Raw genomic sequence first — 26,456 nt, 5'->3', positions numbered from 1 at the left:
GGACTAACGCGCGGCTGCAGGTGGCGCGGCGGCGCGCCTGGGCCCGACCTGCCACTGCACACCCGCAAAGGTGTAGCCATCCGGTCCCAGACTGCTGGCGAACGCCTTGTTGATGTCCTCGAGGCTGGTGGCCTGCCGCAACGGTACCAGTGCCGGGGCCTGCAGGAACTGCGGCAGTTTTCCGGCGACGTCGGCATCGGTGGCAAAACAGCCCGCGCGCTCGGTGCCCGCGCTGGTCGCATCCATGATGAAGCCGGGCGTGGGGCTCATCCAGTCGGGAATGCGGATCGCCTGGTTGGCGCTCAACAAGGCATTCGGATTCGTGGCATTGGGCAGCAGGCGCATCACCTTGCCGCCGGCTTCATGCAGGAAGCAGTACAGGTAGGACGCGCGTGACAGGCTCGCCGACAGGAAGATCTGCTCGCCCACCTCGAAAGCGGAGCGTCCCACCAGCACGTTTTCGATCTGCAGGCTGATCTTTCTGGACGGCGCTGCGCTGCCATAGGCCGAGGGGCCGTAGGGGTTCGTGCCGCCCGGGCGCTGGTAGTCAGCCGCGTTGGCCTGCGGCGAGTCGCTGGTCGCGGACCAGCCGATCTGCACGAGTTTGCCGTCCTTGCCGAGCGAGACGAAGTGGCGCAGGGCACGCTCGTAGGTCGGAAAATCCACTCTGCCGGACACCACCATGCCGGCATCGGCCTGGAAGCGTCCCAGCGCTGTCCGGAACTCCGGGCTGTTTTCATCGAGTTGCGTGCCGTTTGGCCCCAGATAGCCATGGCTGATGAGCGAGCGCTGTACCAGCTTGTTGTGCAGCAGCGGCGAGCCCTGGTCGTACCAGTCGCGCAACTGCCGCTGGAAGTCGGGATGGGTCTGTTCCAGGGTCAGGCATTGCCAGTAAGGCACCCGCGCCCATTTGCCGACCAGTTCGATGGTGGCGAGCTCCACCAGCGTACGGATGGCGGCACCGGCCCCCTGCGCATAGTCGCGACCGACATTGAACTGCACGCCGTAGCTGCCGATCCGGCCGGCCAGGTCCAGGCCCTGCCCGCCGGACGCGATGATGACTTCATTGGCGGAGTCGAGTCCAGGGATCAAGGTGCGCGAACGGAAGTCGCCGATGTGCAACTCCAGCCCGATGATGGTGGCGTTGCGGTTCTTGCTGTAGCCGGTGTCCAGCCGCGAGGCAGCGGTGCCCACCTCGAAGCGGTTGTTGATGACGTTCTGGTCGACAAACGCGATCGCGCCGGAGAAATAGAGGGCAGGGCGCTGCAGCTGGATCTGGTTGTTGTTGAGCAGGATGGTGGTCAGGTTCTGCACCGTGTCCTGGCGCGCGATGTCGACTTCGTAGTCGACATAACGGAAGGCATTGCTGAGCCGGGACATCTGCGAGAGCGCCGTGATGATCATGTCTTTCGTCGCAACCGGAACCCGGGTCGAAAAATCGGGGATCTGCTTGCTGGTGATCAGCGTGGTGGAGATCTCCGCCTCACGGAACAGGTAGTCCATGCACATCAGCGAATCGGAAAAACTCGAGACTGATCGCACGGGCCGAACCACCGGCCGGTTGGTGGCGCTGGCATAGGACTGGAATTTGGCATCGTCGCGCGGATCGGCCGGCGTCGCGCAACCCGCCAGCAGGACGGCGCCCGCGAGGCCCAGCACGAGGGCCAGCGAGCTGAGGCGGGACCTGGCAGGCGCAAGCCGGATGGATGGTTTCATGTTGTTCTCCCCGCGACGATTGTGAAAATTTTGAAATGACGGCCTGAAGGCATGCCTGGTCGGCCGCGCGGCAGTGGCGACGGCTACTTGCAGATATTCACGAGATCACCCTTGAGCACCACGATCTGCTGGTTGCTGGAAAGACCGTTTTGCCGGGCACCGGGCGCAGCACTGGCCACCGTCGTGCTGCCAACTTCCTGGATGCAGGTTTTCTTGAATCCGTCGGAACTGGCCGAGCGGGTTGCGTCCTCCTCGGTCGAGATGCCGTTGCTCTGATCGGAATTGGCCTTGGCCTCGTAACGTGCGACCTTGGCCTTCATCCATGCCGGCATGTTGTTCATGGACTCCAGCGGCGAGCTCGGACGTGCGCCGCCGATCGGGGCCATTTGCACCGAGATGCGTTTGGTCAGAATGACCGGATCCTCGCCGGGCGCATTCTGTGCCCACGCGGACCCCATCAGAAACAGGGCGGCCATGGTGGCTGCGCCCACTACCTGCGATGATGTTTTCATGACGGAATCTCCACACGTTAAGGAAAAGGAAAGTGGAAAAGTGCCGGATCAGGCGCCGCCTGACCCGGCACGCCCCACCAGGGCCTTCGCGCCGCGAAACCGTTGCATCAGCCTGGGCTGACAGCGGATTCGACGACCAAAGAGGCCCTGGAACGGCGCTCTCAGTGGCCGTGGCCGTGGCCAGAGCTGGTCGTGGTGCAGGCGAAGCAGGCATTGTTCGAGGCAATGTTCTGCACCGCTGTCGCATCACGGCCGGTCGCGCTGTTGAGCACATAGCTGGCGTCCATCAGCGTGGCCTGCAGCGAGTTGCCGTTGACAGTGACTTCACCGATGTTGGACGACAGGTTCTGCTGGGCCACCGTGTTGGCGTTCGAGGTATTGCCCACATAGCTGCTGCGTGCACCAACGATCTGCAGCGAGTTGCCATTGACCGTCACATCACCGGCATTGCTGGCCAGGTTTTGCTGGGCCAGGGAGTCTTCACCGTTGGCGGTGTTGACGACGCCGGAGCTTGATAGCACAGCGATCTGGGCGGAGTTGCCGTTGATCGTGATTTCGCTGGCAGGTGTCGGGCCGGTGGCCATCGCAGCGGTAGCAACAGCGGACAAGGCGAGGAGTACAAGTTTTTTCATGACAGTTTCCTTAAAAAGTGACTTAAGACCTTCTGGTCGCCAGGGAGTCCGGCGACCAGCCACATTGACTTCGCGGTGGAGAGCAGCTCTTTCAGGTGGAAATTGCAGCTCTTTCGGCGTTGTCGAGGTGGAGTTTGGGTATGACTCAGGGTTACGCCAATAACCAGTCGTGAGTAGTTCAATCGGGGGAGAAAAGCCGTCTCCCCTTTTCAGCAATCGATGTGGCAACGACGGCACTGCAAGGGGACAGCGCTATCAATTTGTGAAATGCCTCGACGAAGGGAAATAGTCAGTAACAAGCTGTATCCAAGGAAACACGCAGAAATAAACATCAATGGGGTCACCCATTTGCGACCTAATTGCTCCATTGCGCAAAAAAATCACGGATGTTCGATGTTTCTGCCTCGCGAACCAGGTGACCTGATGTAACGAATCAGCGAAGGTTTTCAGCAAGATTTTGGGAGTGGGCAAGCAGTCAAGGGCAAGGGTGTTCAGTGAGGCCACGGGGTGGTGCCACCGGCGCCATCCAGGATTTGTTTAATGAGAGTCATAACGCAACAGATTTCCACTCTCCACTCTCCACTCTCCACACTTGCACCGGTTCCGTTGAAGAGTAGGTAAAAAACAGTACAGGGAAGTTATGCAAAACATCATCCAGACCACGGCTGCGTTGCAGCCCACGCCCCGCGATATTCGCGGACTTCAACCAGGCCTGCAGGCAGCACACGAGGGCCCCCCCTCGCTGTGGCCCAACTTCCTCAACGGCCAGCCCGGGCAGCCGGTGCGGGTCCTGCTGATCGATGATGACCCCCACATCCGCAAGGTGATCTCGCAGGAGTTGCTGGGTGACCTGCGCACCGATGTGGTAGGGGAGGCCAGCAAGGTGATCTCCGCTCTGGAAGACGAAGAACATGCCTTGCGCGCCTTCACACTGGGCGCCACAGGCTACTTCGTGAAGAACTCCTGGTTCGGCAACTTTCCCGAAGCCGTGCTGCAGGTGGCCAATGGCGGCGCCTCCATCACGCCCCACCTCGCGCGGCGACTGTTGCACAAGCTGCAAAATGGCCAGGACCCCGGGCATTCTTCCAACGGAACGAGCAACAAGAGGCTGTCGGATCGCGAGAAGGAAGTGCTGAAAATGGTGGCTGCGGGCTACACCAGCAACGAAATTGGCGCGCGGCTTGCCGTCAGTTGCCAGACGATCAACTCCCACATCAAGAACATCTACCGCAAGCTGCATGTGCGCAGCCGGGCTCAGGCGGTCAGTTATGCGGCGCATCGCGGCCTGTTTTAGGGGACCATCATGTCCACGCGCATATTCTCCGATGGTCTGGTCCCCCCGCACGCCCAGCGTGTGCGTCCATCGCCGGCACGGTTTGAATCCCCTCACCCGGGTCCGTTGCAGCGCGGGTTTTCCAGCGCGGCCCTCGCCGGGGCTTTGCGGCTGGCTCTGCTGCTATGGCTGACCCACTTTCTGGTCAGCATGGGGCTGGGCTTCAAGGGAGAGTCGTCACATGTCGCTTACGTCGCCCACCTCGGGTTTCAGTTCCTGCTCCTCAGTGCCGCCTGTTTCCTGTTCACTGTGGTGCATGTGACCAGCGCGAGGATTTACTGGATCCTCGGGGTACAGGTCCTGGCGGGAGCGATTGCGCTGTATTACAACGGCAACGCCAACGGCGCAGAGGTGCCCGCCCCCTGGATGGTGATGAACCTGCTGTCGGCCATGCTGCTGACCATCGCCATGGCGGCCTGCGTCTACCTGCCGCGCAGCTCCCCGGGTTGGTTGGCGCTGGCCGGCGGCATGTTTGGCCTGGGCATTTGCATCCAGCAAGTGACGCTGGCAGATGCCACAGAAGACAGCGCCATCCTTTTCAGGCACTTTTATGTGCTGCTCCTGCTGGTGGTCTGGCAGTTGGTGACCCGGCGCGGGCGCCTCAGACTGCTGGGCACGGGCGACGCCTCCAGGGCCGGCAGCAGCCAGGAAACAGGGGAGACGGCCTCAGCCGTCCGCCACGAGCGTCGCCGCATTGCGCGGGACCTGCACGATGGTGTGGCCTCCCAGATTGTCAGCATCCTGTCGTCACTGGACCACCGCGCGCCCGAACAGCAAGCCCTGGGTCTGGCGCTTGAACAATGTTTGCTGGACATCAAACTGACGGTGGACGGCATCGAGTCGGAGGACCAGAACATTGTCGAAGCGCTGGGCTCCCTGCGCTACAGGGTGCAACGCCCCCTCGACAAGCTGGGCATCCACATGGTCTGGGACGTCGAGATATGCAGTGCCCTGGAAACCGTTCGCGGCGAGGAGGCGCGGCAGGTTCTTCGTATTGCGCAGGAGTGCCTGTCCAATGTGATGCGTCACGCAAAGGCCTCCAAGGTGGTCGTGTCCTGCAGCTACGCCGCGGACATGGGCTGCATGGAGTTTGAGGTGCGGGACAACGGCGCAGGCGTCGCGCATGACATGGTCTCAGAGGCTGCCGGCAAGGGCCTGGACAACATGCGCCAGCGCGCACGGCTGATTGGGGGAGAACTGACCATCTCGAGCAAGTTCGGCAGCGGGACCCGCGTGCAGCTGACCTTGCCGCTGGATCCGGAACTCTGCGCACCGGTGGGGCCTGCCGACGTCTAGGAACCTGGGAAAGCCGTCAGGACCAGGGCTTCCCGCTGTGGGACAATGCCGACCCTTGACGCCGCGGTTTGAGGCCGGCCTCTTGCCCGGCGCCAGCCCGTCCTCCCATTCACAGCCTACGACGAATCACTCCCCTCCATGCAAAAAATCATTCGCCAGATCGCGGCGGAAATCAAGGTTCAGGAACACCAGGTCAAGACCGCCGTCGAGCTGCTCGATGGCGGCGCCACCGTGCCGTTTATCGCGCGTTACCGCAAGGAAGTCACCGGCGGTCTCGACGACATCCAGCTGCGCGAGCTCGAATTCCGCCTCGGTTACCTGCGTGAGCTGCAGGAGCGGCGCGAGTCCGTGCTCAAAAGCATTGAAGAGCAGGGCAAGCTGACGCCCGAACTGGCCGCCGCGATTGCGGCTGCACCGACCAAGCAGGAGCTCGAAGACCTGTACCTGCCCTTCAAGCAGAAACGCCGCACCAAGGGCCAGATCGCACGCGAGGCCGGCATCGAACCACTGGCCGACAAGCTGTTTGCCGATCCGGCGCTGGTGCCGGCGGACGAGGCGGTGGCTTTCGTGAAAGCCGAAAAAAGCGAAAACGGCGACGACTTCACCACCGTGCAGGCCGTGCTCGACGGCGTGCGCGACATCCTGTCCGAGCGCTGGGCTGAAGACGCCGCGCTGCTGCAGTCGCTGCGCCAGTGGCTCTGGAGCGAAGGCCTGCTCTCGTCCAAGCTGGTCACCGGCAAGGATGAAAACAATCTGGAGAACAGCAAGTTCCGCGACTACTTCGACTACGACGAACCGATCGGCCGCGTGCCTTCACACAGGGCGCTGGCGGTGTTCCGCGGCCGCGGTCTCGAAATCCTCGACGCCAAGCTGCTGTTGCCCGAAATTCCCGAGCCCGGCAAACCCAGCATCGCCGAAGGAAAAATTGCCGTGCACCTGGGCTGGAGCCACAAGGGCAGGGCGGCCGATGACCTGTTGCGCAAATGTGTGGCCTGGACCTGGCGCGTCAAGCTCAGCCTGTCCATCGAGCGCGATTTGTTCAGCCGCCTGCGCGAGGAAGCCGAGAAGGTCGCCATCAAGGTGTTTGCCGACAACCTGCGCGACCTGCTGCTGGCCGCGCCGGCCGGCCCACGTGTGGTCATGGGCCTGGACCCCGGCATACGTACCGGCGTCAAGGTCGCGGTGGTCGATGCGACCGGCAAGCTGGTCGAAACCGCCACCGTCTTTCCGCACGAGCCGCGCAAGGACTGGGAGGGCTCGCTGCACACCCTGGCCAAACTCTGCGAGAAACACGACGTGAACCTGATCGCCATCGGCAACGGCACGGCCAGCCGCGAAACCGACAAGCTCGCTGCCGATTTGATCAAGGGTTTGGCCAAGGTCGGGCAGGTGATTGAAAAAGTCGTGGTCAGCGAAGCTGGCGCCTCGGTCTATTCGGCCAGCGAATTTGCCAGCCAGGAGATGCCCGACGTGGATGTCAGCCTGCGCGGTGCCGCCAGCATTGCGCGCCGCCTGCAGGACCCGCTGGCCGAACTCGTGAAGATAGACCCCAAGTCCATCGGCGTGGGCCAGTACCAGCACGACGTGAACCAGAGCGACCTGATGCGCAGCCTGGACACCGTGGTCGAAGACTGCGTGAACAGCGTGGGCGTGGACCTGAACACCGCCAGTGTGCCTCTGCTGGCGCGTGTCTCGGGCCTGTCCCAGACCGTCGCCAAGTCCGTGGTGCGCTGGCGCGACGCCAACGGCGCGTTTGCCAGCCGGGCCGATCTGCTGAAAGTCAGCGGCCTGGGCGCCAAGACCTTCGAACAGAGCGCGGGCTTCTTGCGCCTGCGCGCCAGCAGCAACCCGCTGGACATGACGGGCGTGCACCCCGAAACCTACCCCGTGGTCGAAAAAATCATGGCGCACACCGGCAAACCGGTGGCTGAACTCATGGGCCGCGCCGAAATGCTCAAAACGCTCAAGCCCGAGCTGTTTGCCAACGAGCAGTTCGGCGTGATCACCGTGAAAGACATCATTGCCGAGCTCGAAAAACCAGGCCGCGACCCGCGCCCCGACTTCAAGGTGGCGCGTTTCAACGACGGTGTGGAAGACATCAAGGACCTGAAAGAAGGCATGACGCTGGAAGGCACGGTCAGCAACGTGGCCGCCTTCGGCGCTTTCATCGACATCGGCGTGCACCAGGACGGCCTGGTGCATGTGAGCCAGCTGTCCAACAAGTTCGTGACCGACGCGCGCGAGGTGGTCAAGACCGGCGACATCGTGAAAGTGCGGGTGACCGAGGTCGATGTGGCGCGCAAACGCATCGCCCTGACGATGAAGCTGGACGCCGCCCCGGCGCGTCAGGGCAGGGAAGGAGGCACGCGCGAGAACCGCTTTGAAGGCGCGCGGCCGGGGCAGGGGCAGAACCGCAGTGGCAACTATGGTGGCGGGCAAGGCAGGGCGCCGCAGCCGGCGACATCGACAGCGATGGAATCAGCCTTCAGCAAGCTGGCCGCCCTGAAGAAATAACGTTTGTCGCCCAGACGGCTGCAGGGTGCCGGCTTTTGATGTCAAATCGGCATCTGGCCCAATCAACACGGGCGCAAGCAGCTACCAAAACCATAGCAACCGCGATTCATCCATGCAAGCCCTACGCCTTTACGCCGGCCCCCAGGCCCGGCGCCACATCGAACAACACGGCCTGCGCCCGCAGGACGTGAGCGTGGTGCCGGGCGCGGCGGGCGGGCCCAAGGGCCTGGTGCTGGGGCCGCTGGACCGTTTCATCTTCGGCGACTGGCTCGCGGGCAGCAGTCAGCAGGTGCACCTGGTCGGCGCCTCGATAGGCGCCTGGCGCATGGCGACCGCCTGCCTGGACGAGCCGGTGACGGCCTTCCAGCGCCTGGAAGACGACTACATCCGCCAGCACTTCGATTGGCAGCCTGGCCAGAAGCGGCCCAGCGCGCAGCAGGTCAGCGAGCAGTTCGGACTAAGCCTGCAGGACTTTTACGGCGGCCGCGTGTTGCAGGTGCTGCAACACCCGCGTTACCGCCTGCACATCGTCACCTCGCGCGGGCGCCACCTGCTGGGACGTGAACACCGCCTGCGCACGCCCTTGGGCTACCTCGGCGCTTTCCTGACCAACACCGTGCGCCGCAAGGCCATGGGCGCCTGGCTGGAGCGCGTGGTGTTTTCCAGCCAGGGCGCACCCTTGCCTTTTGCCACCAACGACTACCGCACGCGCCAGCTGGCACTGACCGAGGCCAACTTCAAACCCGCGCTGCAAGCCAGCTGCTCGATTCCCTTCATGCTGCAAGCCGTGCACAACATTCCCGGCGCACCACCCGGCGCCTACTGGGACGGCGGCATCACCGACTACCACCTGCACCTCAACTATGCTTCTGATTTGATAGCTGGTGACGCAGAAGGGACGGGGGCTGAAGGCCAAAATGGCTCAAAAAAACCGGGCCTGGTGCTGTACCCGCATTTCCAGAAAGCCGTGGTGCCCGGCTGGCTCGACAAGGGCCTGAAATGGCGCCACGGCGCCACGCATTTCCTCGACAACATGCTGCTGCTGGCGCCCGACCCGGCCTGGGTCCAGACCCTGCCCAACCGCAAGCTGCCCGACCGCAACGACTTTCTGCGTTATGGCGCCGACCTGCCCGGACGCATCAAGGCCTGGAGCGCAGCGGTGGCAGCGAGCCGGCAGCTGGCCGATGAGTTTCAGGAGTGGCTGGCGAAGCCGGATATGGGGCGGGTGGAGGTGCTTTGATGAGGCGGGAGATTGACTGGAAACATGGCGTTCATTTTTTGAAGATACGATATCCGTGAAGCTGCCGCCATGGAAAACCCACCATGAAAAAGAATGCTTACCCCATTCACCCGATTCGCACTGACGCCGATTACCAGGCTGCGCTGAAGTTGGTGGCGCCATATTTTGAAAACGAACCCGAGCTTGACAGCGAAGCAGGCAAGCATTTTGAGGCGATGGTCGCGCTAATCGAGGCCTATGAGGCCAAGCATTACCCGATAGATCCGCCCGATCACGTTAGCCCGCAGGTCTGTCGTCACTTTTGGAACCGCAAGTACTCCGACCTGTTAACGGGGCCAGGTGATACGTGAAAAGGTCCTGATGTCAACAGAAGCCCGCCACCACCATTTCATCCCGCAGGCGTACCTTCAAGGGTTCGCTACCCAGCGAGGAAAGGGGCAGAAGAAGCAGTGGTTTACGTTCGTAAGCGACTTCCGGGAGAAGCGCTCTTATGACACGAACGTGCGGAACGTCTGCGGCGAGCGCGATTTCATGCGGTTTGAGGTCGGCGGCCATCCGCCAACAAAACTGGAGCACGAGCTCGGCCACTTCGAGGGCAAGGCATGTGCGGCGATCCGCCGCGTGGTCGAAACGGGGAAGTTCGAAGGCGAGGACAAGATCATCGTGCTGAACCTGATGGCGCTGCTAGCGGTCCGTCACCCGGAGCGACGAGAGAACTTCCGCGACTTCGAGGAGCGCGTAGCCAAGAAGGTGATGAGCGCCGCCCTCTCGAAGAAGGAGTATTGGGAAAGCGAGATGGCGCGGCTGAGCGACAAAACAGGGAAGACGTACGACACGTCGTACGAAGAGGTGAAGGCACGTCACGATCGCGGCGGATTCCGCATCGAGGTCCCACGGGAGCGACTCATTGGCACTGAGCTCATGCTGCTCGACACAGTTCTTGAACTACTGTTCAAGCGGAAGTGGACGCTGTATACCACGACAGGCGAGCACGAGCACTTCATTACCACTAACAACCCGGTCGTACTTTCCTTCCTTGAACCAGAAAAGGTGCCGGAGCACATGCGATACAGCCCCGGACACGGGCTACCGAACACTGAGGTGTGCTTCCCGCTCACAAAGCACGGATTCTTGGTCGGGCGCTGGGACCGGGGTGGGCATACGGAAGCTGCAAAGCCGACATTCGTAGCAATCCGGAACCGGCACATGATCTGGCACGCATTCGGCCAAGCGTTCTCGGACAAAAAGAAGGTGCTGTATTACAGCCCGACACTCGACCTGTGCAAGGATGACAAACTGGTCGAAAACTTCATGACGGAGCCGACGCTGGAGAATGAGGATTGAACGATAGCTACTTTTTCGCTGTGCTCTCGGGTCGTTCTCGGGCATCCTCCAGTCCGCCCCGGTTTCTTATGTTCATGCCTGGTGTCGCCGCGCTATCCTCCTTCGCCACATCACTGAAGGATGCGCGGCTAACAGGTCGACACGGGCTCACAACAGCAGGAAGCGGCTTCGCCGCAAGTGTTGGTGGTTCGATCATTTACGCGTTAAGGCTGTATTTTTAGTCCCATCTAACTCGCACGCCTCAGACGCGCACCTTGATTAAAGCGAATCCCCCAACATCTCCGCATACTCCTGCGCCGTCGCAATCCGCGGATTCGTCTTGTGGCAATGGTCGGCCATCGCGCCCACGATGATCTGGTCGAACTGCCCGCGCTGAACGCCCATCTCGGCCAGGCCTTTGGGCAGGCCCAAGCGGGCGTTCATGTCCTTGATGGCCTCGGGGATGTCGCTGCCTGAGGCCAGGCCCATGGCCTGCGCCATGCGGTTCAGGCGGTTTTCTTTTTGAATCGACTCGGCACTCGCGTTGAAACGCACGACCGCCGGCAAAAACATCGCGTTCAGCGTGCCGTGGTGCAGGCGCGGATCGACGCCGCCCAGGCTGTGGCTCAGGCTGTGCACGCAACCCAGGCCTTTCTGGAAGGCCATCGCACCCTGCATGGAGGCGCTCATCATGTTGAGCCGGGCTTCGCGGTCGTTGCCATCCCTGGTGGCGCGTTCGATGTGGGCCCAGCCGCGCTGCAGGCCGTCCAGGCCGATGCCGTCGGCCGGCGGGTTGAAGGCGGGCGCCATGAAGGTTTCCATGCAATGCGCAATCGCGTCCATGCCGGTGGCCGCCGTCAGCTTGGCCGGCAGGCCCAGCGTCAGTTCGGGGTCGCAGATCGCCGCTTTGGGAACGATGTGCCAGGAGTGGAAGCCGACCTTGCGGTGGTCGTCCAGGATGATGATGGCACCGCGCGCCACTTCGCTGCCGGTGCCGCTGGTGGTGGGCACGGCAATCAGCGGCACCGCGCGGTCGGTGATTTTCAGCGAGCCGCCCTCGATGGTGGCGTAGGTCTTGAGCGGGCCTTCGTGGGTGGCGGCAATCGCCACCCCCTTGGCGCAGTCAATCGCCGAGCCGCCGCCGACGGCGATCAGGCCGTCGCAGCCCTGGGCCTTGTACACGGCGACTGCGGCGCGCACGGCGGCCTCGGTCGGGTTCGAGGGCGTCTGGTCGAACACCGCCACCGTCATGCCGGGCAGGGCGTCGAGCGCTTTTTGCAGGACGCCGGCCGCCTTGACGCCGGCATCGGTGATGACCAGCGGCTTGCTGATGCCCACACGTTCACATTCCTGCTTGAGGAGCTTGACCGCGCCGTAGTCGAACTGGATCTGGGTGACGTAGTAAATGAAGGCCATGGTTTGCTGTCTTTCGGCGTTGTACGATGCGGGGCGGTTGGCGTATTCCTGCCCCAACCTGAACACGCTACTTTACCGGCTGGAGACTCTCTTGACTTGCATGCATACCCGGATCATGGTCACTTTGGCGATAGCGGGCGCCCGGCCGATGTTTCTGGTTTCCCGGTAAATGCGGGGACAGGCCGCACACGCCCTGCTGACGCCCGCCATGCGCGACGTGATCAGCCGCATGGGGCGGGCCGGGCGCCCGGCGTTTCACACACTGACGGCCACCCAGGCCCGCGCGGCCTACGAAGCCGGCGCCGGCGTGCTGGAAATTCCCAAACCGGCACTGGCGCGCGTCGAGGACTTCGGCATTCCAGCGCGCGACGGCCATGCCTTGCCGGCCCGGCTGTACGCGCCCTCGACCGACAAGCTGCCTGTGCTGCTGTATTTCCACGGCGGCGGGTTCACCATAGGCAGCATCGCGACGCATGACATTTTGTGCCGCCAGCTCAGCCACCTCGCGGGTTGCGCGGTGGTGTCGGTGGACTATCGCCTCGCCCCCGAGCACAAGTTCCCGACGGCCGCCCATGACGCTGAGGATGCGCTGCAGTGGTTGGCAACCCATGCAAACGGGCTGGGTCTGGACAGTGAGCGGTTGGCTGTGGGCGGGGACAGCGCAGGCGGCACCCTGGCTGCGGTGTGTGCGGTGCTGGCCCGTGATGCCGGCCTGCCGCTGGCCCTGCAACTGCTCTTTTACCCCGGCTGTTCAGCACACCAGGACACCCCCTCACACCGCCAGTTTGCACGCGGCTTTGTGCTCGAGGAGCGCGAGATCAACTGGTTTTTCAGCCGTTATGTGCGCAGCCCGGCCGACCGCGACGACTGGCGTTTCGCGCCCCTGAACACCCCCGATGTGGACGGCGTGGCGCCGGCCTGGGTGGGGCTGGCAGAATGCGACCCGCTGGTCGACGAAGGCGTGATGTACGCCGACAAGCTGAGAGCGGCCGGCGTGGCGGTCGATCTGGAAATCTACCGCGGCGTCACCCACGAATTCATCAAGATGGGCCGCATTATTCCCGAGGCGCGGCAAGCCCATGCCGACGCGGCCGCTGCCTTGCGCCGTGCTTTTTTGAAAGAGACTGACTCATGAAACGACAGGACTTCCGCTTTTTTCACCGCCTGCGCGTGCGCTGGGCCGAAGTGGACATGCAGAAAATTGTCTTCAACGCGCACTACCTGATGTACTTCGACACGGCCGTCACCGACTACTGGCGCGCGCTGGCCCTGCCGTATGAACAGGCCATGCACCAGCTGGGAGGCGAGCTGTATGTCAAGAAAGCGACCGTCGAATTCCATGCTTCGGCGCATTGCGACGACCAGCTCGACGTTGCCATGAGGTGCTCACGCATCGGCACCTCGTCCATGGTGTTCACCGGTGCCATTTTCCGTGGCGAGCAGTTGCTGATCACCGGCGAGTTGATCTACGTGTTTGCCGACCCGGTCACGCAAACTTCCCGGCCGGTGCCCGACGGCTTGCGCCGCATTTTGACCGCCTACGAGGCCGGCGAGCCCATGGTCACGCTCAAGTTGGGCTCCTGGGCCGAACTCGGCACCCATGCGGGTGCCATCCGCTCCGAAGTGTTCATAGAAGAGCAGGGCATTCCGCTCGAGATGGAATGGGACGAAGCCGACCACAGCGCCGTGCATGCCGTGGCCTACAACGGCCTGGGCCAGCCGGTGGCCACAGGCCGGCTGCTGCAACACGTCCCCGGCACCGGAAAAATCGGGCGCATGGCGGTGAGCCGGGTGCTGCGCGGCACCCGCCTGGGACGCGACCTGCTGCACGCCCTGATGGCCCAGGCCCGGCAACGCGGCGACACCGAGGTGCTGCTGCACGCCCAGCGCAGCGCCGAAGGGTTTTACAGCCGGCTGGGTTTCACCGCGCGCGGCGAGCCCTTCGATGAGGTGGACATTGCCCACATCGAGATGGTCAAGCCCCTTTAGAAATACCGCCGCCTGAATTTACGGCGAGGTCCCGCCCTGCTGCCAGATCAGGTGGCAGCGGCTGCCCGCCCCCCGCTGCGCGCCATGCCGAGGGCCGTGTGTGTGGGTGATTTCATCGACCTCGACGGCCCATGTAACTGCAGGAGAAGCACTTTCCTCAGCACGCGCCACCAGCAGCGTGCTGCTACGCGTGCCATAACCGTGCTCGGGGAAATCGACAAACACACTCGACAGCGCGCGCTCCAGGGCCAGCGGCACACCCGTGCGCGGCAGGTGCCCGTCGCTGGGGCGCTTCCTGTCTTGCAGGGCGGACCAGAGTCCTGCCTGCAGGTCCTCTTGCCTGTCGGAATCCAGCGCCTGGTGCAACGCTTTTTTCAGCGCGCGGGTTTTGGGCCAGGGCGTGTCCAGCGCGCCGTTGGACAGGCCGTAAACACCGGGCTTGAGTGCGCACGCCTGCCAGCCCTTGACCGGGCCACCGTCGGGGTCGGACTGGTTGCTGAGCCAGTGCCAGGCGGAGGACTGGAAGTCACCGAGCACCAGGTTGAAGGCGCCATAGACCGCGCTGTCGGTTTGCGCCATGAACTGGCCGGCATCCATTTCGCCTTCGAGCCAGCGCATGACCAGCTCACCGCGGGACCGCTCACCGGCGACCGGGTGCGGCTCGCGCACATTGGTCAGCATCGCCACCCGCCCGCCGGGGCTCAGGCCCAGCCAGGTTCCGCCGGCGCGCAGGTCGCGCCCGGAGATCACTTCCTTGCCCGCATCGGTGGTCCAGCGTGCCAGCGGCGCCGTGGGCCGGTTCAGGAATTCATCGCGATTCGCGGCGATGACCAGCGGCCAGCGCGGTGAAGCACCAATGGCAAAGGCGATCAGGCACACGCCTCAGGCCCCCACGCTTGTCGCTTCGCGTACTGCGCTGCCCCCCGAGGGGGCGCTGCGCCTGCGGCCCGGCAAAGCCGGTTCCGCGGCCCCGGCTGATGAAGAGGAAGGGGAGCGGCTGGTTTTGCTTGGAGCGGCCGCGCGTTGCGCACTAGATATCTTCCAGCAGCGGGTAAGGCAAAGGCAGCAAAACCAGCGCTGGCCCGGCCGCACTGCCTAAAGTCAGCCGCCCGCCTCCGGCATCGGCCGCAGCGGCGGTCTGCAGGGAGACGATCACATCAAAACCCGCCGCCGGGTGCGCTGCGCAGGCCGCGACCAGGCCGCAGGGTTGTTCTGCGTCGGCGGCATGAAACACCTCCTGGCCCACCTGTGCCGTGCCGTCGGTGTGCGCTACGTAGGCGCGGCGCTTGAGCGTGCCGCGAAACTGGCTGCGCGCCACGATTTCCTGGCCGGGGTAACAGCCTTTCTTGAAACTCACGCCGCCGACCGATTCGTAGTTGAGCATCTGCGGCACAAAGGCTTCGAAAATCGGTTGTGTGATCATGGCGATGCCCGACTGCACCTCGAGCCAGTGCCAGTGCGCCAGCGGCAACGCCGCGCCCGCAGGCGCCGGGGTGCCGGCCGGAGCGCACCACAAGGCACGCGGCTGGCCGGCGCCAGGATAAAGAAAGACCAGGTTTGCAGCATCAAAATCAAACTTGGCCCAAACGGGATGTGCGCCGCCAGCTATGGTTTCTATAGCATCACCCGCCAGTCCGCAGAGGGTGTACTCCGCCGTGGCATCGCTCAACCTGGCTTTGGCACGCAGCACAAACATGGACAGGCGCTTGAGGGTGGCGGGCAGGATGTCGCGGCTGCAGACCAGCAGGATCTCGCCCTCGCTGCGTTTGAAAACGATGAAGCTGGCCTGCATGCGCCCCTTGGCATTGCAGAAAGCAGCCAGGCGCGCTTCGGACAGGCCCAGCAGCGCCACGTCCTGCGTGAGCTGGCCCTGAAGGAATTTGGCGGCCTCTTCACCGGCGACACGGATCACACCCAGGTGCGTCAGTTCGGCAACGCCGGACGGCACGGTGGTCAATGGCAGGGAAGTAGCAAGGGAATCGGAAGGGAAGGTCAACATGGCTGAATTATCATAGACCCATCGTTTTCCGGAAGGTAACAGGGTTGTGCGTCGTTTCTTGATGAGTTTGCTCGTGCTGGCGTTTGTCGCCGGTCTGGTGGTGTTTGGTGCCGTCGGCTGGTGGCTGCACGAACCCCTGACCCTGAAACCGCAGCCCGGCAGCCAGGTGCTGGACCTGGAGATCGAGCCCGGCACCCCCGCCCAGCGCGTGGCCGAAGCCGTGGCCGCCAGCGGCGCCGATGTGCCCCCGGTGTTGCTGTATGCCTGGTTTCGCCTCTCGGGCCAGGCGCGGCAGATCAAGGCCGGCAGTTACGAGATCACGCCGGGCACCACGCCGCGCATGCTGCTGAGCATGCTGGTACGCGGCGAGGAAAGCCTCAAAAGCGTGACCCTGGTCGAGGGCTGGAATTTCCGCCAGGTGCGCGCCGCCCTGCAAAAAGCCGAAGCCCTCAAACCCGACACCCAGGGGCTGGGCGCGGAGGCCATCATGGCGCAGCTGGGCAAGCCCGGTGTGCATCCCGAAGGCCGGTTTTTCCCCGACACCTACACCTACGCCAAGGGCTCCAGCGACCTGGCGGTCCTCAAACGCGCGGCCCGCGCCATGGACAAACGCCTGGAAGCGGCCTGGGCCCTGCGCAGCCCGGACACACCCCTGAAAACGCCCGATGAAGCCCTGATCCTGGCCAGCATTGTGGAAAAGGAAACCGGCAAACCATCGGACCGCCCGGAAATCGGTGGGGTTTTCAGCAACCGCCTGCGCATCGGCATGATGCTGCAGACCGACCCGACGGTGATTTACGGGCTGGGCGAACAGTTCGACGGCAACCTGCGCAAGCGCGACCTGCAGGCCGACACACCGTACAACACCTACACCCGCACCGGCCTGCCGCCCACGCCGATTGCCATGCCCGGCAAGGCGGCCCTGCTGGCCGCGGTGCAGCCGGCGCAGAGCAAGGCCCTGTATTTTGTGGCGCGCGGCGACGGCACCAGCCACTTCAGCAGCAGCCTGGACGAGCACAACCGTGCCGTCAACAAGTTTCAACGCGGACAGTAGGTATGGCCCCCACGCTCCGCACTGACGTGTCGTCGCTGCACCTTGCAGGCCGCCGCTCGCCTGAGGCTTCGCTTCTGTCGCCTGTCCAAACCTGCGCGGGCAGGTTTGGAGCCGCAGGCTCCAGCCCCGAGGAGGCGCTGCGCCTGCGGCCCGGCGAAGCCGGTTCCGCGGCCCCGGCTGGTGAAAAGGGCACTCCCCCGCTCGTCGCTCCTGGCCTCTTCATCAGCTTCGAAGGCATAGACGGCGCGGGCAAATCCACGCACATCAGCGCGCTGGCCGAGGCCTTCAAGGCGAAGGGCAGGGCCGTGACCCTGAGCCGCGAACCGGGCGGCACGCCGCTGGCCGAGAAACTGCGCGCCATGATCCTCAACGACGTGATGGACCCGCTGACAGAAGCCTTGCTGATTTTTGCGGCCCGGCGCGATCACCTGACCACCGTGATTGCCCCGGCATTGGCACGCGGCGATGTGGTCCTGTGCGACCGGTTCACCGACGCAACCTTTGCCTACCAGGGCGGCGGGCGCGGCTTCGACCTCGACGTGCTATCAAAACTGGAGCTGTGGGCGCAGGATGCACGGGGGCTGGGGCATGATTTTGTTCATGAACTTGGAAAAAAGGGAGAGGCTGCGGCGATTGTCCAGCCCGACCTGACGGTCTGGTTCGACCTGCCGCCCGAAGAAGCCGCCCAGCGCCTGACCGGCGCCCGCGTGCCGGACAAGTTTGAAGCCCAGCCGGTGGAATTTTTCCGCCGTGTGGCCCAGGGCTACGCCGACCGCTTGGCCGCCGACCCCGGACGTTTTGCCCGCATCGATGCCGGCCAGACACGCGAGGCCGTCTGGCAGTCGGTGCATGGTGTGTTTACCGGCAAGGGCTGGCTCTGATGGGTGGAGATTCCGTCGCACCCAGCCCACCCCTGGCACCCTGGCTGCAGACCCAGCTGCAAACCCTGCTGGCCCAGCGTGGCCATGCCTGGCTGCTCAGCGGCCCGTCCGGCCTGGGCCAGTTCGACCTGGCGCTGGCCCTGGCTCGGGCCTGGCTGTGCGAGCAGGCCACCGAGCAGGGCGCCTGCGGCGTGTGCGGCAGTTGCCATGCGGTCGACGTCCACACCCATGCCGACCTCTGCATGCTGATGCCCGAAACCCTTTCCTTGGGCCTCGGCTGGCCGCTGGACGAAAAAACCCAGGACGACCTGGACAGCAAGAAACGCAAGCCCAGCAAGGAAATCAAGGTCGACGCCGCGCGCGAGGCGGTGACCTTCACCCAGTTCACGCGTTCGCGCGGCAGTACCAAGGTGGTGCTGGTCTACCCGGCCGAACGCATGAACGCGATCACCGCCAACACCCTGCTCAAGACGCTGGAAGAGCCGCCCGGTGCGGTGCAGTTCATCCTCGCCACCGAGGCCGCGCACCAGTTGCTCCCCACCATCCGCAGCCGCTGCCAGGGTCACACCATGCACTGGCCGGATTTTGACCAGGCGCTGGCCTGGCTGGCCGAGCGCGCCGGGCCGGAAGGCAAGGCCGACAAAGCACCTGCCGCTGCCGACCTGCATACCCTGCTGGCGGCCGCCGGTGGCCGTCCCGCCGACGCGCTGGAACGCGCCCAGGCCGGACCGAGCAGCACCATAGCCCAGCACTGGCAGGCCCTGCCCAAAGCCATGGCCCGGGGCGAGGTCGGGGCGCTCAGCGACTTCGGGCCGGCCCAGGCCGTCGATGCGCTGCAAAAGCTCTGCCACGACATGCTGGCCACCCGGGCGGGTGCCGAACCGCGGTTTTTTCGCCACGCCGACTTGCCGGTGCAGGCTGCCGGCAAACCCGGTGCAACTGGCGCGGCCGCCGGCCCCGGCTTTGCCGCGCTGGGCGTCTGGGCCAAGGAGCTGGCCGCCACGGCGCGCACCGTGGAACACCCCTACAACCCCGGCCTGATGCTCGAAGCGCTAGTCAGCCGCGCGCAGCTGGCACTCAATTCAAAATAAGCGCGGTTTCTTGCTGACAGCCCGACGGTCAACCCGATAAACTAGGCTTATGAGTACAACGCCTCCTGCTGGTTCTCCCGGTGCTGCCGGTGCCACCGCCGCCAGTTCCAGCGCCGTCCGGCCCAGCGTCATCCAGCTGGCGATCCGTGAAAAAGCCGCGCTCTACGCCGCCTACATCCCGCTGTTCACCGAAGGCGGCGTTTTCATCCCCTCGGCGCGCGACTACAAGCTGGGCGACGACGTTTATGTGCTGATGACCTTGCCCGAAGACACGCAACGCTACCCGGTGGCGGGCAAGGTGGCCTGGGTTACCCCGGCGCGGGCCTCCGGCAACCGGACCCAGGGTGTGGGCGTGCGTTTTCCCGACGACGAAAAGTCCCGCCTGCTGAAGATCAAGATCGAGGAAATCCTCGGCGCCCACCTGGCCTCCGACCGTCCGACGCAGACGATCTAGGCCGTTGCAGGCCCGGCCTCGGGCTGCTTCCTTTTTGATAGCTGCCTGCGCCCGTCTGGTATGGGCTACAGCCATTTTTGATACCCAATAAAGCCTTGCCGATGTTCACCGATTCCCATTGCCACCTGAGTTTTCCTGAGCTTCAGGCCCAGTTGCCGCAAATACGCGAAGCCATGGCGCAAGCCCTGGTGGATCGCGCGCTGTGCATCTGTACCACGCTTGAGGAGTTCGAGACCGTTCACACGCTGGCCACCAGCTACGACAACTTCTGGTGCAGCGTCGGCGTTCACCCCGACAACGAAGGTGTGACCGAACCCAGCCTGGCCGACCTGGTGCAACGCGCCGCCTTGCCCAGGGTGGTGGCCATCGGTGAAACCGGCCTGGACTATTACCGCCTGGGCGAGCGCAGCATCGCCGACATGCACTGGCAGCGCGAACGCTTTCGCACCCACATCCGCGCCGCGCGCCAGACACAAAAACCGCTGGTGATCCACACCCGCAGCGCATCAAACGACACGCTGGCCATCCTGAAGGAAGAGGGCGAGACAGCAGACGGAGCAGGGCGGGCCGGCGGGGTGTTCCACTGCTTCACGGAGACGGCCGAAGTGGCCCGGGCCGCGCTCGACCTGGGGTTCTACATCTCGTTCTCCGGCATTCTGACCTTCAAGAATGCCGCCGACCTGCGGGAAGTGGCCCGGTTTGTGCCGCTGGACCGCACCCTGATCGAGACCGACAGCCCCTACTTGGCGCCCATGCCTTACCGCGGCAAAACCAACAACCCGTCCTATGTTCCGTACGTGGCCAGGCAGATCGCCGAGATCCGGCAGATGCCGGTGGAAGCCATTGCCGAGGCCACCAGCCGCAACTTCGAGCGGCTATTTTCAGGAGTTCTGGCATGAGAGTAAACCTCATCAATCACTTTAAAAAAATCGCCTATCTATTTGTTATAACTGGATTTATTTCAGTCAATGCCGGTTCTTATGAAGATTTCTTCGTGGCCATCAAGCAGGACAACCCGGGCGCCATCCGGCAACTCCTGACCCGCGGTTTTGATGCCAACACCGTCGACCCCAAAGGCCAGCACGGCCTGTACCTGGCGATCCAGGAACCGTCGCTGAAGGCCGCGCAGGCCCTGCTGGACTGGCCCAAAACCAACGTCAACGCGCTTAATGCCAACGACGAAAGCCCGCTGATGCTGGCCGCAATCAAGGGCCAGCTGGACATGGTGACCGCCCTGATCAAGCGGGATGCCGACGTCAACAAGACCGGCTGGACACCGCTGCATTACGCCGCCACCAAGGGGCACCTGGCCATCATGGACCTGCTGCTTGAAAACCACGCCTACATTGACGCCGAGTCACCCAACGGCACAACGCCGCTGATGATGGCCGCGCAATACGGCACCACGCCCGCCGTCAAACTGCTGCTGGACGCCGGCGCCGATCCCTTGCTGAAAAACCAGCAAGGCCTGACAGCCATCGGTTTTGCCCAGCGAGTCAGCCGCACAGAATCAGCAGACCTCATCGCCGCAGCCATCCGCAAGCGGCAAGCCACGGGCAAATGGTGAGTTGGGGATGGCGCTGAAACAGCGGCTGAATGTGAGAGGCTGATTCCGGGGTTTTCAAGCCTGGCGGGGCTTGGCAGCGCTTTCTGCTGTTTTGGTCTGCCTTATTTATGTTCCACGATGTATATTATGTTAAACGTCAAATGGACAGATCGGAATTGCAGATCCGTTGTCTATTAATTAAGCAAAACAGCGAGTACGTAAACCTTGATCTAAATATGACGTAATCCTTCTCTTTTATGGCTGACTGCAGCAAGTTTGACCATTACCAGCGAAGCAACGTTGACCAGGTAGCGCTTTAAAGCGGCTTTTGAGCGACTCATGGTCAACAACTCTTCCGTTTCGGCGACTCCTGACCACCGTTGCTGCGTGAACATCAGCTGGCCACCGTTACTGCCGCATCGTCAACACCTGGCCAGCGCTGCTTACGTATGTCCGACAGATGGCCAAGGTCGCTGCCTAATCAACACCACCAAAATAACAAAACCAGCAGGTTACCCGCCGGTTCTTGTTGATCACCTTGTTCTTCAAATGGAGTGGCGACTTCATCGATTCAATAGCAAGCTCTTCGCTCTTCTTCTAGGTTAGCTTGCGGGATTATGGCTGTCAATCCAGTTTGAAACCGCTGCTTGAACTAGGCCTGCGGGGTGACCCAGATGTCCCGGGTGCAGGCAATTACCACTGCCAGCTGGCGCATTTTCTGCCAAGTTGCCTTGCGAGGCGCACCGCTTTGCAACTCCAATTCAGCAGCGGCCGCAACGCGACAGAACCGCTCAGCGACGCAACTCTTTTCGGCTCAACTCCACTAATGCGACACAACCTGTCCCGATCCTACGTCTGCCGGCCAGGAAAAACCCGCAACCAGTTGGACCTCTACCCGTGTAAACCCCAATGAATTCTGACTTGCCCTAAAAAGATTCATGCAAGATAATTAACTGAGATCACAGATCTAACATCTCGGATCAGTATATTTTGAACAACCGCCTTGGAGCCAAACCTTCCGTCATGACACAACCTATTAATAATCTGTTTGATTTATCTGGAAAAGTCGCTCTCGTTACCGGTGCGAGCGGCGGTATTGGTATGGCGGTTTGCAAAGCACTGGCCGAACAGGGCACCCGACTTGCGCTGGTTGACATCAATGCCAGCGCTCTCGAAAGCCAGAAGAAAGAGCTCATGTCGGCGGGTGCATCGGTCGAAACGTACCTAGGGCACGTTGAAAAGAAAGCCGATTGCGAAAACATCGCAGCTGCAGTTGTGGGGGCCTTTGGAACGGTCGACATCCTCGTGAATCTGGCGGGCATCAACACCCGGATGCGGCCCGAACTCTATGACGACGAACTCTGGAGTCGCATCATCGATGTCAACCTGAAGGGCACATTCAATATGTGCCAGGCAGTGTTCCCCGTCATGCAAAAGAGCGGGCGAGGAAAGATCGTCAACATTGGCTCTATCCTGGCCCTCTCATCCAACGCCGTCACTGCGGCCTATTCAGCCAGCAAGGGCGGTGTTCTTCAGCTCACTCGCTCCCTCGCCTGCGCATGGGCAACCGACGGCATCAATGTCAACGTTCTGCAGCCCGGCTGGATCGACACAAAACTGTCTCGCCAAGCCCGCATTGACATCCCGGGGCACGCCGAGCGGGTGGTCAACACCACGCCGCTCGGCCGCTGGGGAGAGCCTGCAGACCTGATCGGCCCCGTCATATTTCTGGCTTCGCCCGCTTCCGACTTCATGACAGGCGCGAGCGTCGTCGTAGACGGTGGCGTGCTTGCCCACGTCTGAAGAAACCTCGAACTAACGAAATCACCATGAAACTCACTGACATCAGGCCCAAGGCTTCAGGTCGCACTTACGAATTTGGCGAAGACGACTGGTCCAGCCTCACCAAGAGCGACCTAGTTCGAATCGTCACGCTTTTTCTGGTCGCACGCCGCTTTGAAGAAAAAATCCTTCAACTCGACAAGCTGGACTTGGTGCATGGCCCTGCCCATTCCAGTATCGGCCAAGAAGGTGGCGCGGCGGGCTGCATTGCGGCGCTGCCGACGGGCACGCTCATCAATGGCACCCACAGGGCGCATCATCAATGTGTCGCGAAGGCGGTTAACGCCCTGTATCACGACCAGTTTGATCCGCTGACCGATGGCCTCGACGAAGCGATGCAAAGAGAAATCAAGGCCATGATGCATGAGATCCTTGGACTCAAGGACGGCTGGACGGGTGGACGCGGTGGCTCGATGCACCTGCGCAAGGCCGAGCTCGGAATCATGGGGACGAATGCCATTGTTGCCGGTGGTATTCCGATCGCATGCGGTCATGCATTTGCGGAGAAGCGCCGCGAATCAGGGCAATTGACGGTCACCTTCTTTGGCGACGGCGCTGTGCACCAGGGGGCAACCCACGAGTCGCTCAATCTTGCGGCACTCTACCGCTTGCCGATGATCTTCTTTCTCGAGAACAACCAGTATGCCGTGTCGATGAGCGTCGAGCAATCGACGTATGAGACAGAGCTTCTGACGCGCCCTGTCGCACACGGAATCGATGCGATCAGGGTCGATGGGATGAATCCAGTCGCGGTATGGCATGCGACCCGTTGGGCTCGCGACTACATCAAAAGAGAAGGACGCCCGGTCTTCATCCTGGCGGATGTTTACCGCTACTACCACCAGAGTTCATCGATTCCCGGCAGCGCATTCGGATACAGGACCAAGGACGAGGAAAAATCGTGGTTAAAGCGTGACCCTTGGTCGTTTCTGCAGACTGAGCTCGTCAAGAGAAACCAGCTCACGCCGGACGAACTGGACCGGCTGGACAAGGCAGCGACAAGCGCCGTAGAAGCAGCCTATGAAAGCTGCGTCGAGGGCGACGGTTCTGCAACAAAAATTCGCGCCAACCTCTGGCCTGATATCTCCACGGTGGACGACCATCTTTCTTCCGACATGCGCGAGTTCGAGGGCGTCGAGTTCAGGGAGCATGAAGACTTCAAGGACTCCGAGATGGTGCCCATGTCGTTCATCGAGGCCATATCGAAGTCGGTGGGCGCCCGCATGGAAAAGGACGAAACCATTCACGTTTTTGGCGAAGATGTCGCCAACATGCGAGGCGGCACGGTGGGCGCAACCAAAGACCTTGCCGCGAAATTCCCTGGCCGCCTGATCAACACACCGATCACCGAGAGCGGATTCTGTGGACTTGCGACTGGGGCGGCGCTGTCGGGCTTGAAGCCGATCATTGAGCTGATGTACAGCGACTTCTTCCTCGTCGCGGGGGACCAGTTATTGAATCAGGCTGGGAAGATACGCCACCTGTTCAATGGGACGGCCAATGTCCCTCTCGTGTTGCGCAGCCGGATTCCCGGCGCGGAAGGTTATGGGTCGCAACATTCAATGGACCCGGCGGCCATCTTTGCCATGTACCCCGGGTGGAAGGTGCTTGCACCATCGAATGCCTTCGATTATGTGGGCCTCATGAACTCTGCGCTGCGCTGCACAGACCCCGTCCTGGTGATTGAGCCGCAGGACTTGCACCGCAAGAAGACCCTGGTTCCTGTCGACCTAGACTACTACGTCGAAATCGGAAAAGCCAAACGATTGCGGCTTGGCGACCAGATAACGATCATCACGACCCAGACCATGGTCGATCCCTGCTGCCAACTGGTGGACAAGCTAGGCGTCAGCGCCGACGTGCTGGATCTGCGCACACTCTCCCAGCGCGACATCGATTACGCGGCGATCGAGGAATCAGTCAAAAAAACCGGTCGTGTCGTGATCGTCGAACAGACCACGCGAGGGACCAGCCTCGGATCATTGATCGCGGATGAAATCCAGCGCAGATTTTTTGACTACCTAGATCAGCCCGTGAAGCGCGTCACTGGTAAATGGGCGCCACCCGTCGTCTCGCAGGTACTTGAAATGGCAGCCTTGGCTGGAAGCAAGGACGTTGAAGTGATGCTGCGCGAGATGTTCGCAGACAGCGGGCTTGAGTTTCCACAGGGAGAGCTTCAAAGTGCTTGACGACCTCCGGGAAAAAACGATTCTGATCACGGGGGCTGCCGGTGGAATCGGCAGCGAGACCGCGCGGGTCTGTGCGGCCATGGGCGCCCACCTGGTTCTTCTCGATAGGGATGAACCCCTCGCATTCGCAGAGGAACTGCGGAAGTCCTGCGGCGTTACGGTCATCACCCGAGCGCTCGACGTCAGGGACCGGCCTGCGACTGAAAAACTGCTCAACGAACTTGAGCGGCTGGATGCCGTGGTGGCCAATGCGGGCTTTTGTCCGTGGGATGACTGGAACGATGCGGACTGGGACGATGTCTTTCGTCAGGTTGTCGACATCAACTTGTTAGGGGTCATCAATCTGGTTCGGCCGGCCATGGCCAAGATGGCCTATACAGGCAAGGGAAAAATCGTTCTTGTTTCGTCGGTGGCAGCGCGCATGGGCGGCCTCAAGGCTAGTCCGCATTACGTCGCCGCAAAAGGCGGTGTCAGCGCGCTCGTCAAGTGGCTGGCAAGAAAGGGCGCGCAGGCAGGCATCAACGTCAACTGCGTCGCTCCAGGCGCGTCCGTCACAGCCATGACCGCATCTACTTCGATCGACACCTCCGGAATTCCAATGGGCCGGATGTCCTCGGCACGCGAGATCGCCCTGCCCATCGCCTTCCTCTGCACAAACGGAGCAAACTACATGTGCGGGGCGACGATCGACGTGAACGGCGGCGTGTACATGCCATGAACCTGTTTGATTGGAAAAAAATGACGTCGTATGACACATTGACCGCTGTCGGAGCCCGGCAGACCGTTGCAGACAATGTCTACCAGCAGTTGAAGCTTCTGCTGCTTGACGGTGAAGTCCAGCCAGGCGAGCGTATGACATTGCGGACACTGGCGCAAACTTTGAATACCAGCCCGATGCCGGTGCGGGAAGCAGCCAGCCGGCTGGTCTCGGAAGGGGCGTGGCTGTCGGCGCCCAACAAGGGGTTCTTTGTACCGGAGCCCAGCATTGCGCAGCTGAGGGAGATCGTCACCATTCGGTGCCATGTCGAAGGACTGGCCGCGTCGCACGCTGCCACCAATATGACCGCTGAAGAACTCGCGACACTGGAGAACCATGTCCTGGAATTTGATCGTCTCGGTTCGGCGGAAAAGACGGATGTCAGGCGCATTATCCAGGCCAATAGGAAGCTGCACTTTCTTGTCTACAACGCGTCGCGGATGCCGATGCTGGTGAAGATCATCGAATCCATATGGCTCAAGGTGGCTCCGATCTTTGCGAAAACGATGCACAAACAGGGTCGGGAGCTCCAAGCCTGGAGTTCTTTTTCTCATCATCGCGACCTCCTCCACGCGCTCCAACACCAGGACGCCATTCGTGCCCAGCAAGCAATCGTGGCCGATATCTCCGATGCCGCTGCGTACATCGAAACTGTCTCCTACCACTGACCAA

25 protein-coding genes are annotated in these 26,456 nt (G+C 62.3%); 18 read left to right on the top strand and 7 right to left on the bottom strand.

Going from position 1 to position 26,456, the window contains the following annotated elements:
* Window positions 1–3 precede the first annotated feature (3 nt).
* The 3 genes from B7X65_RS00565 to B7X65_RS00555 form a co-directional block, all read right to left on the bottom strand.
* Complete coding sequence (locus B7X65_RS00565; protein WP_293592049.1) at window positions 4–1,716, bottom strand: DUF4384 domain-containing protein; 1,713 nt, start codon at window positions 1,714–1,716, stop codon at window positions 4–6.
* Between the two features lie 83 nt (window positions 1,717–1,799).
* Window positions 1,800–2,228, bottom strand: a complete 429-nt coding sequence (locus tag B7X65_RS00560) for a hypothetical protein (RefSeq protein ID WP_293592048.1) — start codon at window positions 2,226–2,228, stop codon at window positions 1,800–1,802.
* 161 nt (window positions 2,229–2,389) lie between these two features.
* Window positions 2,390–2,860, bottom strand: a complete 471-nt coding sequence (locus tag B7X65_RS00555) for a hypothetical protein (protein WP_293592047.1) — start codon at window positions 2,858–2,860, stop codon at window positions 2,390–2,392.
* A gap of 640 nt (window positions 2,861–3,500) precedes the next feature.
* Between B7X65_RS00555 and B7X65_RS00550 the strand changes: the two genes are divergently transcribed.
* The 6 genes from B7X65_RS00550 to B7X65_RS00525 all read left to right on the top strand — a co-directional run bounded on the left by B7X65_RS00550 (window position 3,501) and on the right by B7X65_RS00525 (window position 10,587).
* Complete coding sequence (locus tag B7X65_RS00550; protein WP_293592046.1) at window positions 3,501–4,154, top strand: response regulator transcription factor; 654 nt, start codon at window positions 3,501–3,503, stop codon at window positions 4,152–4,154.
* A gap of 9 nt (window positions 4,155–4,163) precedes the next feature.
* Window positions 4,164–5,489 carry an ATP-binding protein gene (locus tag B7X65_RS00545; protein WP_293592045.1) on the top strand — a complete coding sequence of 442 codons (1,326 nt, stop codon included), beginning with the start codon at window positions 4,164–4,166 and terminating at the stop codon, window positions 5,487–5,489.
* Between the two features lie 138 nt (window positions 5,490–5,627).
* Window positions 5,628–8,003, top strand: a complete 2,376-nt coding sequence (locus B7X65_RS00540; RefSeq protein WP_293592044.1) for a Tex family protein — start codon at window positions 5,628–5,630, stop codon at window positions 8,001–8,003.
* A 112-nt stretch (window positions 8,004–8,115) separates the two neighbouring features.
* A complete protein-coding gene (locus tag B7X65_RS00535) occupies window positions 8,116–9,243 on the top strand; it encodes a patatin-like phospholipase family protein (RefSeq protein WP_293592043.1) in 1,128 nt (375 codons plus the stop codon).
* Between the two features lie 83 nt (window positions 9,244–9,326).
* On the top strand, window positions 9,327–9,593 hold the full coding sequence (locus tag B7X65_RS00530) for a hypothetical protein (RefSeq protein WP_293592042.1): 267 nt from the start codon (window positions 9,327–9,329) through the stop codon (window positions 9,591–9,593).
* A 10-nt stretch (window positions 9,594–9,603) separates the two neighbouring features.
* Window positions 9,604–10,587 (top strand): DUF4238 domain-containing protein, encoded by a 984-nt coding sequence (locus B7X65_RS00525; RefSeq protein ID WP_293592041.1) that lies wholly within the window; start codon window positions 9,604–9,606, stop codon window positions 10,585–10,587.
* A gap of 258 nt (window positions 10,588–10,845) precedes the next feature.
* Here B7X65_RS00525 and B7X65_RS00520 read toward each other — a convergent pair whose 3' ends face one another.
* Window positions 10,846–11,982, bottom strand: coding sequence for an iron-containing alcohol dehydrogenase (locus B7X65_RS00520; protein WP_293592040.1), 1,137 nt, complete (start codon window positions 11,980–11,982; stop codon window positions 10,846–10,848).
* A gap of 169 nt (window positions 11,983–12,151) precedes the next feature.
* Between B7X65_RS00520 and B7X65_RS00515 the strand changes: the two genes are divergently transcribed.
* Both B7X65_RS00515 and B7X65_RS00510 read left to right on the top strand, forming a co-directional pair.
* Window positions 12,152–13,117, top strand: a complete 966-nt coding sequence (locus tag B7X65_RS00515) for an alpha/beta hydrolase (RefSeq protein WP_293592039.1) — start codon at window positions 12,152–12,154, stop codon at window positions 13,115–13,117.
* Window positions 13,114–13,971, top strand: a complete 858-nt coding sequence (locus tag B7X65_RS00510) for a YbgC/FadM family acyl-CoA thioesterase (protein WP_293592038.1) — start codon at window positions 13,114–13,116, stop codon at window positions 13,969–13,971. Before B7X65_RS00515 ends, B7X65_RS00510 begins: the two co-directional genes overlap by 4 nt.
* 18 nt (window positions 13,972–13,989) lie before the next feature.
* Here B7X65_RS00510 and B7X65_RS00505 read toward each other — a convergent pair whose 3' ends face one another.
* Window positions 13,990–14,850 (bottom strand): NRDE family protein, encoded by an 861-nt coding sequence (locus B7X65_RS00505; protein WP_293592037.1) that lies wholly within the window; start codon window positions 14,848–14,850, stop codon window positions 13,990–13,992.
* 151 nt (window positions 14,851–15,001) lie between these two features.
* Window positions 15,002–15,970 carry a folate-binding protein gene (locus B7X65_RS00500; RefSeq protein ID WP_293592036.1) on the bottom strand — a complete coding sequence of 323 codons (969 nt, stop codon included), beginning with the start codon at window positions 15,968–15,970 and terminating at the stop codon, window positions 15,002–15,004.
* A 46-nt stretch (window positions 15,971–16,016) separates the two neighbouring features.
* On the opposite strand from B7X65_RS00500, the gene mltG reads away from it, so the two are divergent.
* The 6 genes from mltG (at window position 16,017) to B7X65_RS00470 (ending at window position 21,017) form a co-directional block, all read left to right on the top strand.
* Window positions 16,017–17,024: an endolytic transglycosylase MltG gene (gene mltG, locus B7X65_RS00495; RefSeq protein WP_293592035.1), complete on the top strand. Its 1,008-nt coding sequence runs from the start codon at window positions 16,017–16,019 to the stop codon at window positions 17,022–17,024.
* A gap of 221 nt (window positions 17,025–17,245) precedes the next feature.
* Window positions 17,246–17,905: a dTMP kinase gene (gene tmk, locus B7X65_RS00490; RefSeq protein WP_293592434.1), complete on the top strand. Its 660-nt coding sequence runs from the start codon at window positions 17,246–17,248 to the stop codon at window positions 17,903–17,905.
* Window positions 17,905–18,996: a DNA polymerase III subunit delta' gene (locus B7X65_RS00485; protein ID WP_293592034.1), complete on the top strand. Its 1,092-nt coding sequence runs from the start codon at window positions 17,905–17,907 to the stop codon at window positions 18,994–18,996. The genes tmk and B7X65_RS00485 overlap by 1 nt, the downstream gene beginning before the upstream one ends.
* A gap of 49 nt (window positions 18,997–19,045) precedes the next feature.
* Entirely contained in the window at window positions 19,046–19,450 is a 405-nt protein-coding gene (locus B7X65_RS00480) for a PilZ domain-containing protein (RefSeq protein ID WP_293592033.1), read from the top strand.
* Window positions 19,451–19,551: 101 nt separating this feature from the next.
* A complete protein-coding gene (locus B7X65_RS00475) occupies window positions 19,552–20,349 on the top strand; it encodes a TatD family hydrolase (RefSeq protein WP_293592032.1) in 798 nt (265 codons plus the stop codon).
* On the top strand, window positions 20,346–21,017 hold the full coding sequence (locus B7X65_RS00470) for an ankyrin repeat domain-containing protein (protein ID WP_293592031.1): 672 nt from the start codon (window positions 20,346–20,348) through the stop codon (window positions 21,015–21,017). The genes B7X65_RS00475 and B7X65_RS00470 overlap by 4 nt, the downstream gene beginning before the upstream one ends.
* A gap of 209 nt (window positions 21,018–21,226) precedes the next feature.
* Here B7X65_RS00470 and B7X65_RS00465 read toward each other — a convergent pair whose 3' ends face one another.
* The gene (locus B7X65_RS00465; RefSeq protein ID WP_293592030.1) at window positions 21,227–21,391 is read right to left on the bottom strand and encodes a hypothetical protein; all 165 of its coding nucleotides are present in this window, start codon (window positions 21,389–21,391) and stop codon (window positions 21,227–21,229) included.
* Between the two features lie 628 nt (window positions 21,392–22,019).
* Between B7X65_RS00465 and B7X65_RS00460 the strand changes: the two genes are divergently transcribed.
* The 4 genes from B7X65_RS00460 to B7X65_RS00445 are packed head-to-tail and all read left to right on the top strand — an operon-like array spanning window position 22,020 to window position 26,452.
* Window positions 22,020–22,799, top strand: coding sequence for a glucose 1-dehydrogenase (locus B7X65_RS00460; protein ID WP_293592029.1), 780 nt, complete (start codon window positions 22,020–22,022; stop codon window positions 22,797–22,799).
* 26 nt (window positions 22,800–22,825) lie between these two features.
* A complete protein-coding gene (locus B7X65_RS00455) occupies window positions 22,826–25,027 on the top strand; it encodes a thiamine pyrophosphate-dependent enzyme (protein WP_293592028.1) in 2,202 nt (733 codons plus the stop codon).
* The gene (locus tag B7X65_RS00450) at window positions 25,020–25,745 is read left to right on the top strand and encodes an SDR family NAD(P)-dependent oxidoreductase (protein ID WP_293592027.1); all 726 of its coding nucleotides are present in this window, start codon (window positions 25,020–25,022) and stop codon (window positions 25,743–25,745) included. Before B7X65_RS00455 ends, B7X65_RS00450 begins: the two co-directional genes overlap by 8 nt.
* The gene (locus tag B7X65_RS00445; RefSeq protein ID WP_293592026.1) at window positions 25,742–26,452 is read left to right on the top strand and encodes a GntR family transcriptional regulator; all 711 of its coding nucleotides are present in this window, start codon (window positions 25,742–25,744) and stop codon (window positions 26,450–26,452) included. Before B7X65_RS00450 ends, B7X65_RS00445 begins: the two co-directional genes overlap by 4 nt.
* Window positions 26,453–26,456 lie beyond the last annotated feature (4 nt).

The sequence above is a fragment of the Polaromonas sp. 39-63-25 genome (assembly GCF_002278925.1).
In the GTDB taxonomy this organism is placed as follows: domain Bacteria; phylum Pseudomonadota; class Gammaproteobacteria; order Burkholderiales; family Burkholderiaceae_C; genus Polaromonas.
The sequence above is the reverse complement of the archived record's forward strand: the minus strand, read 5'-3'. Positions and strand labels throughout refer to the sequence as shown.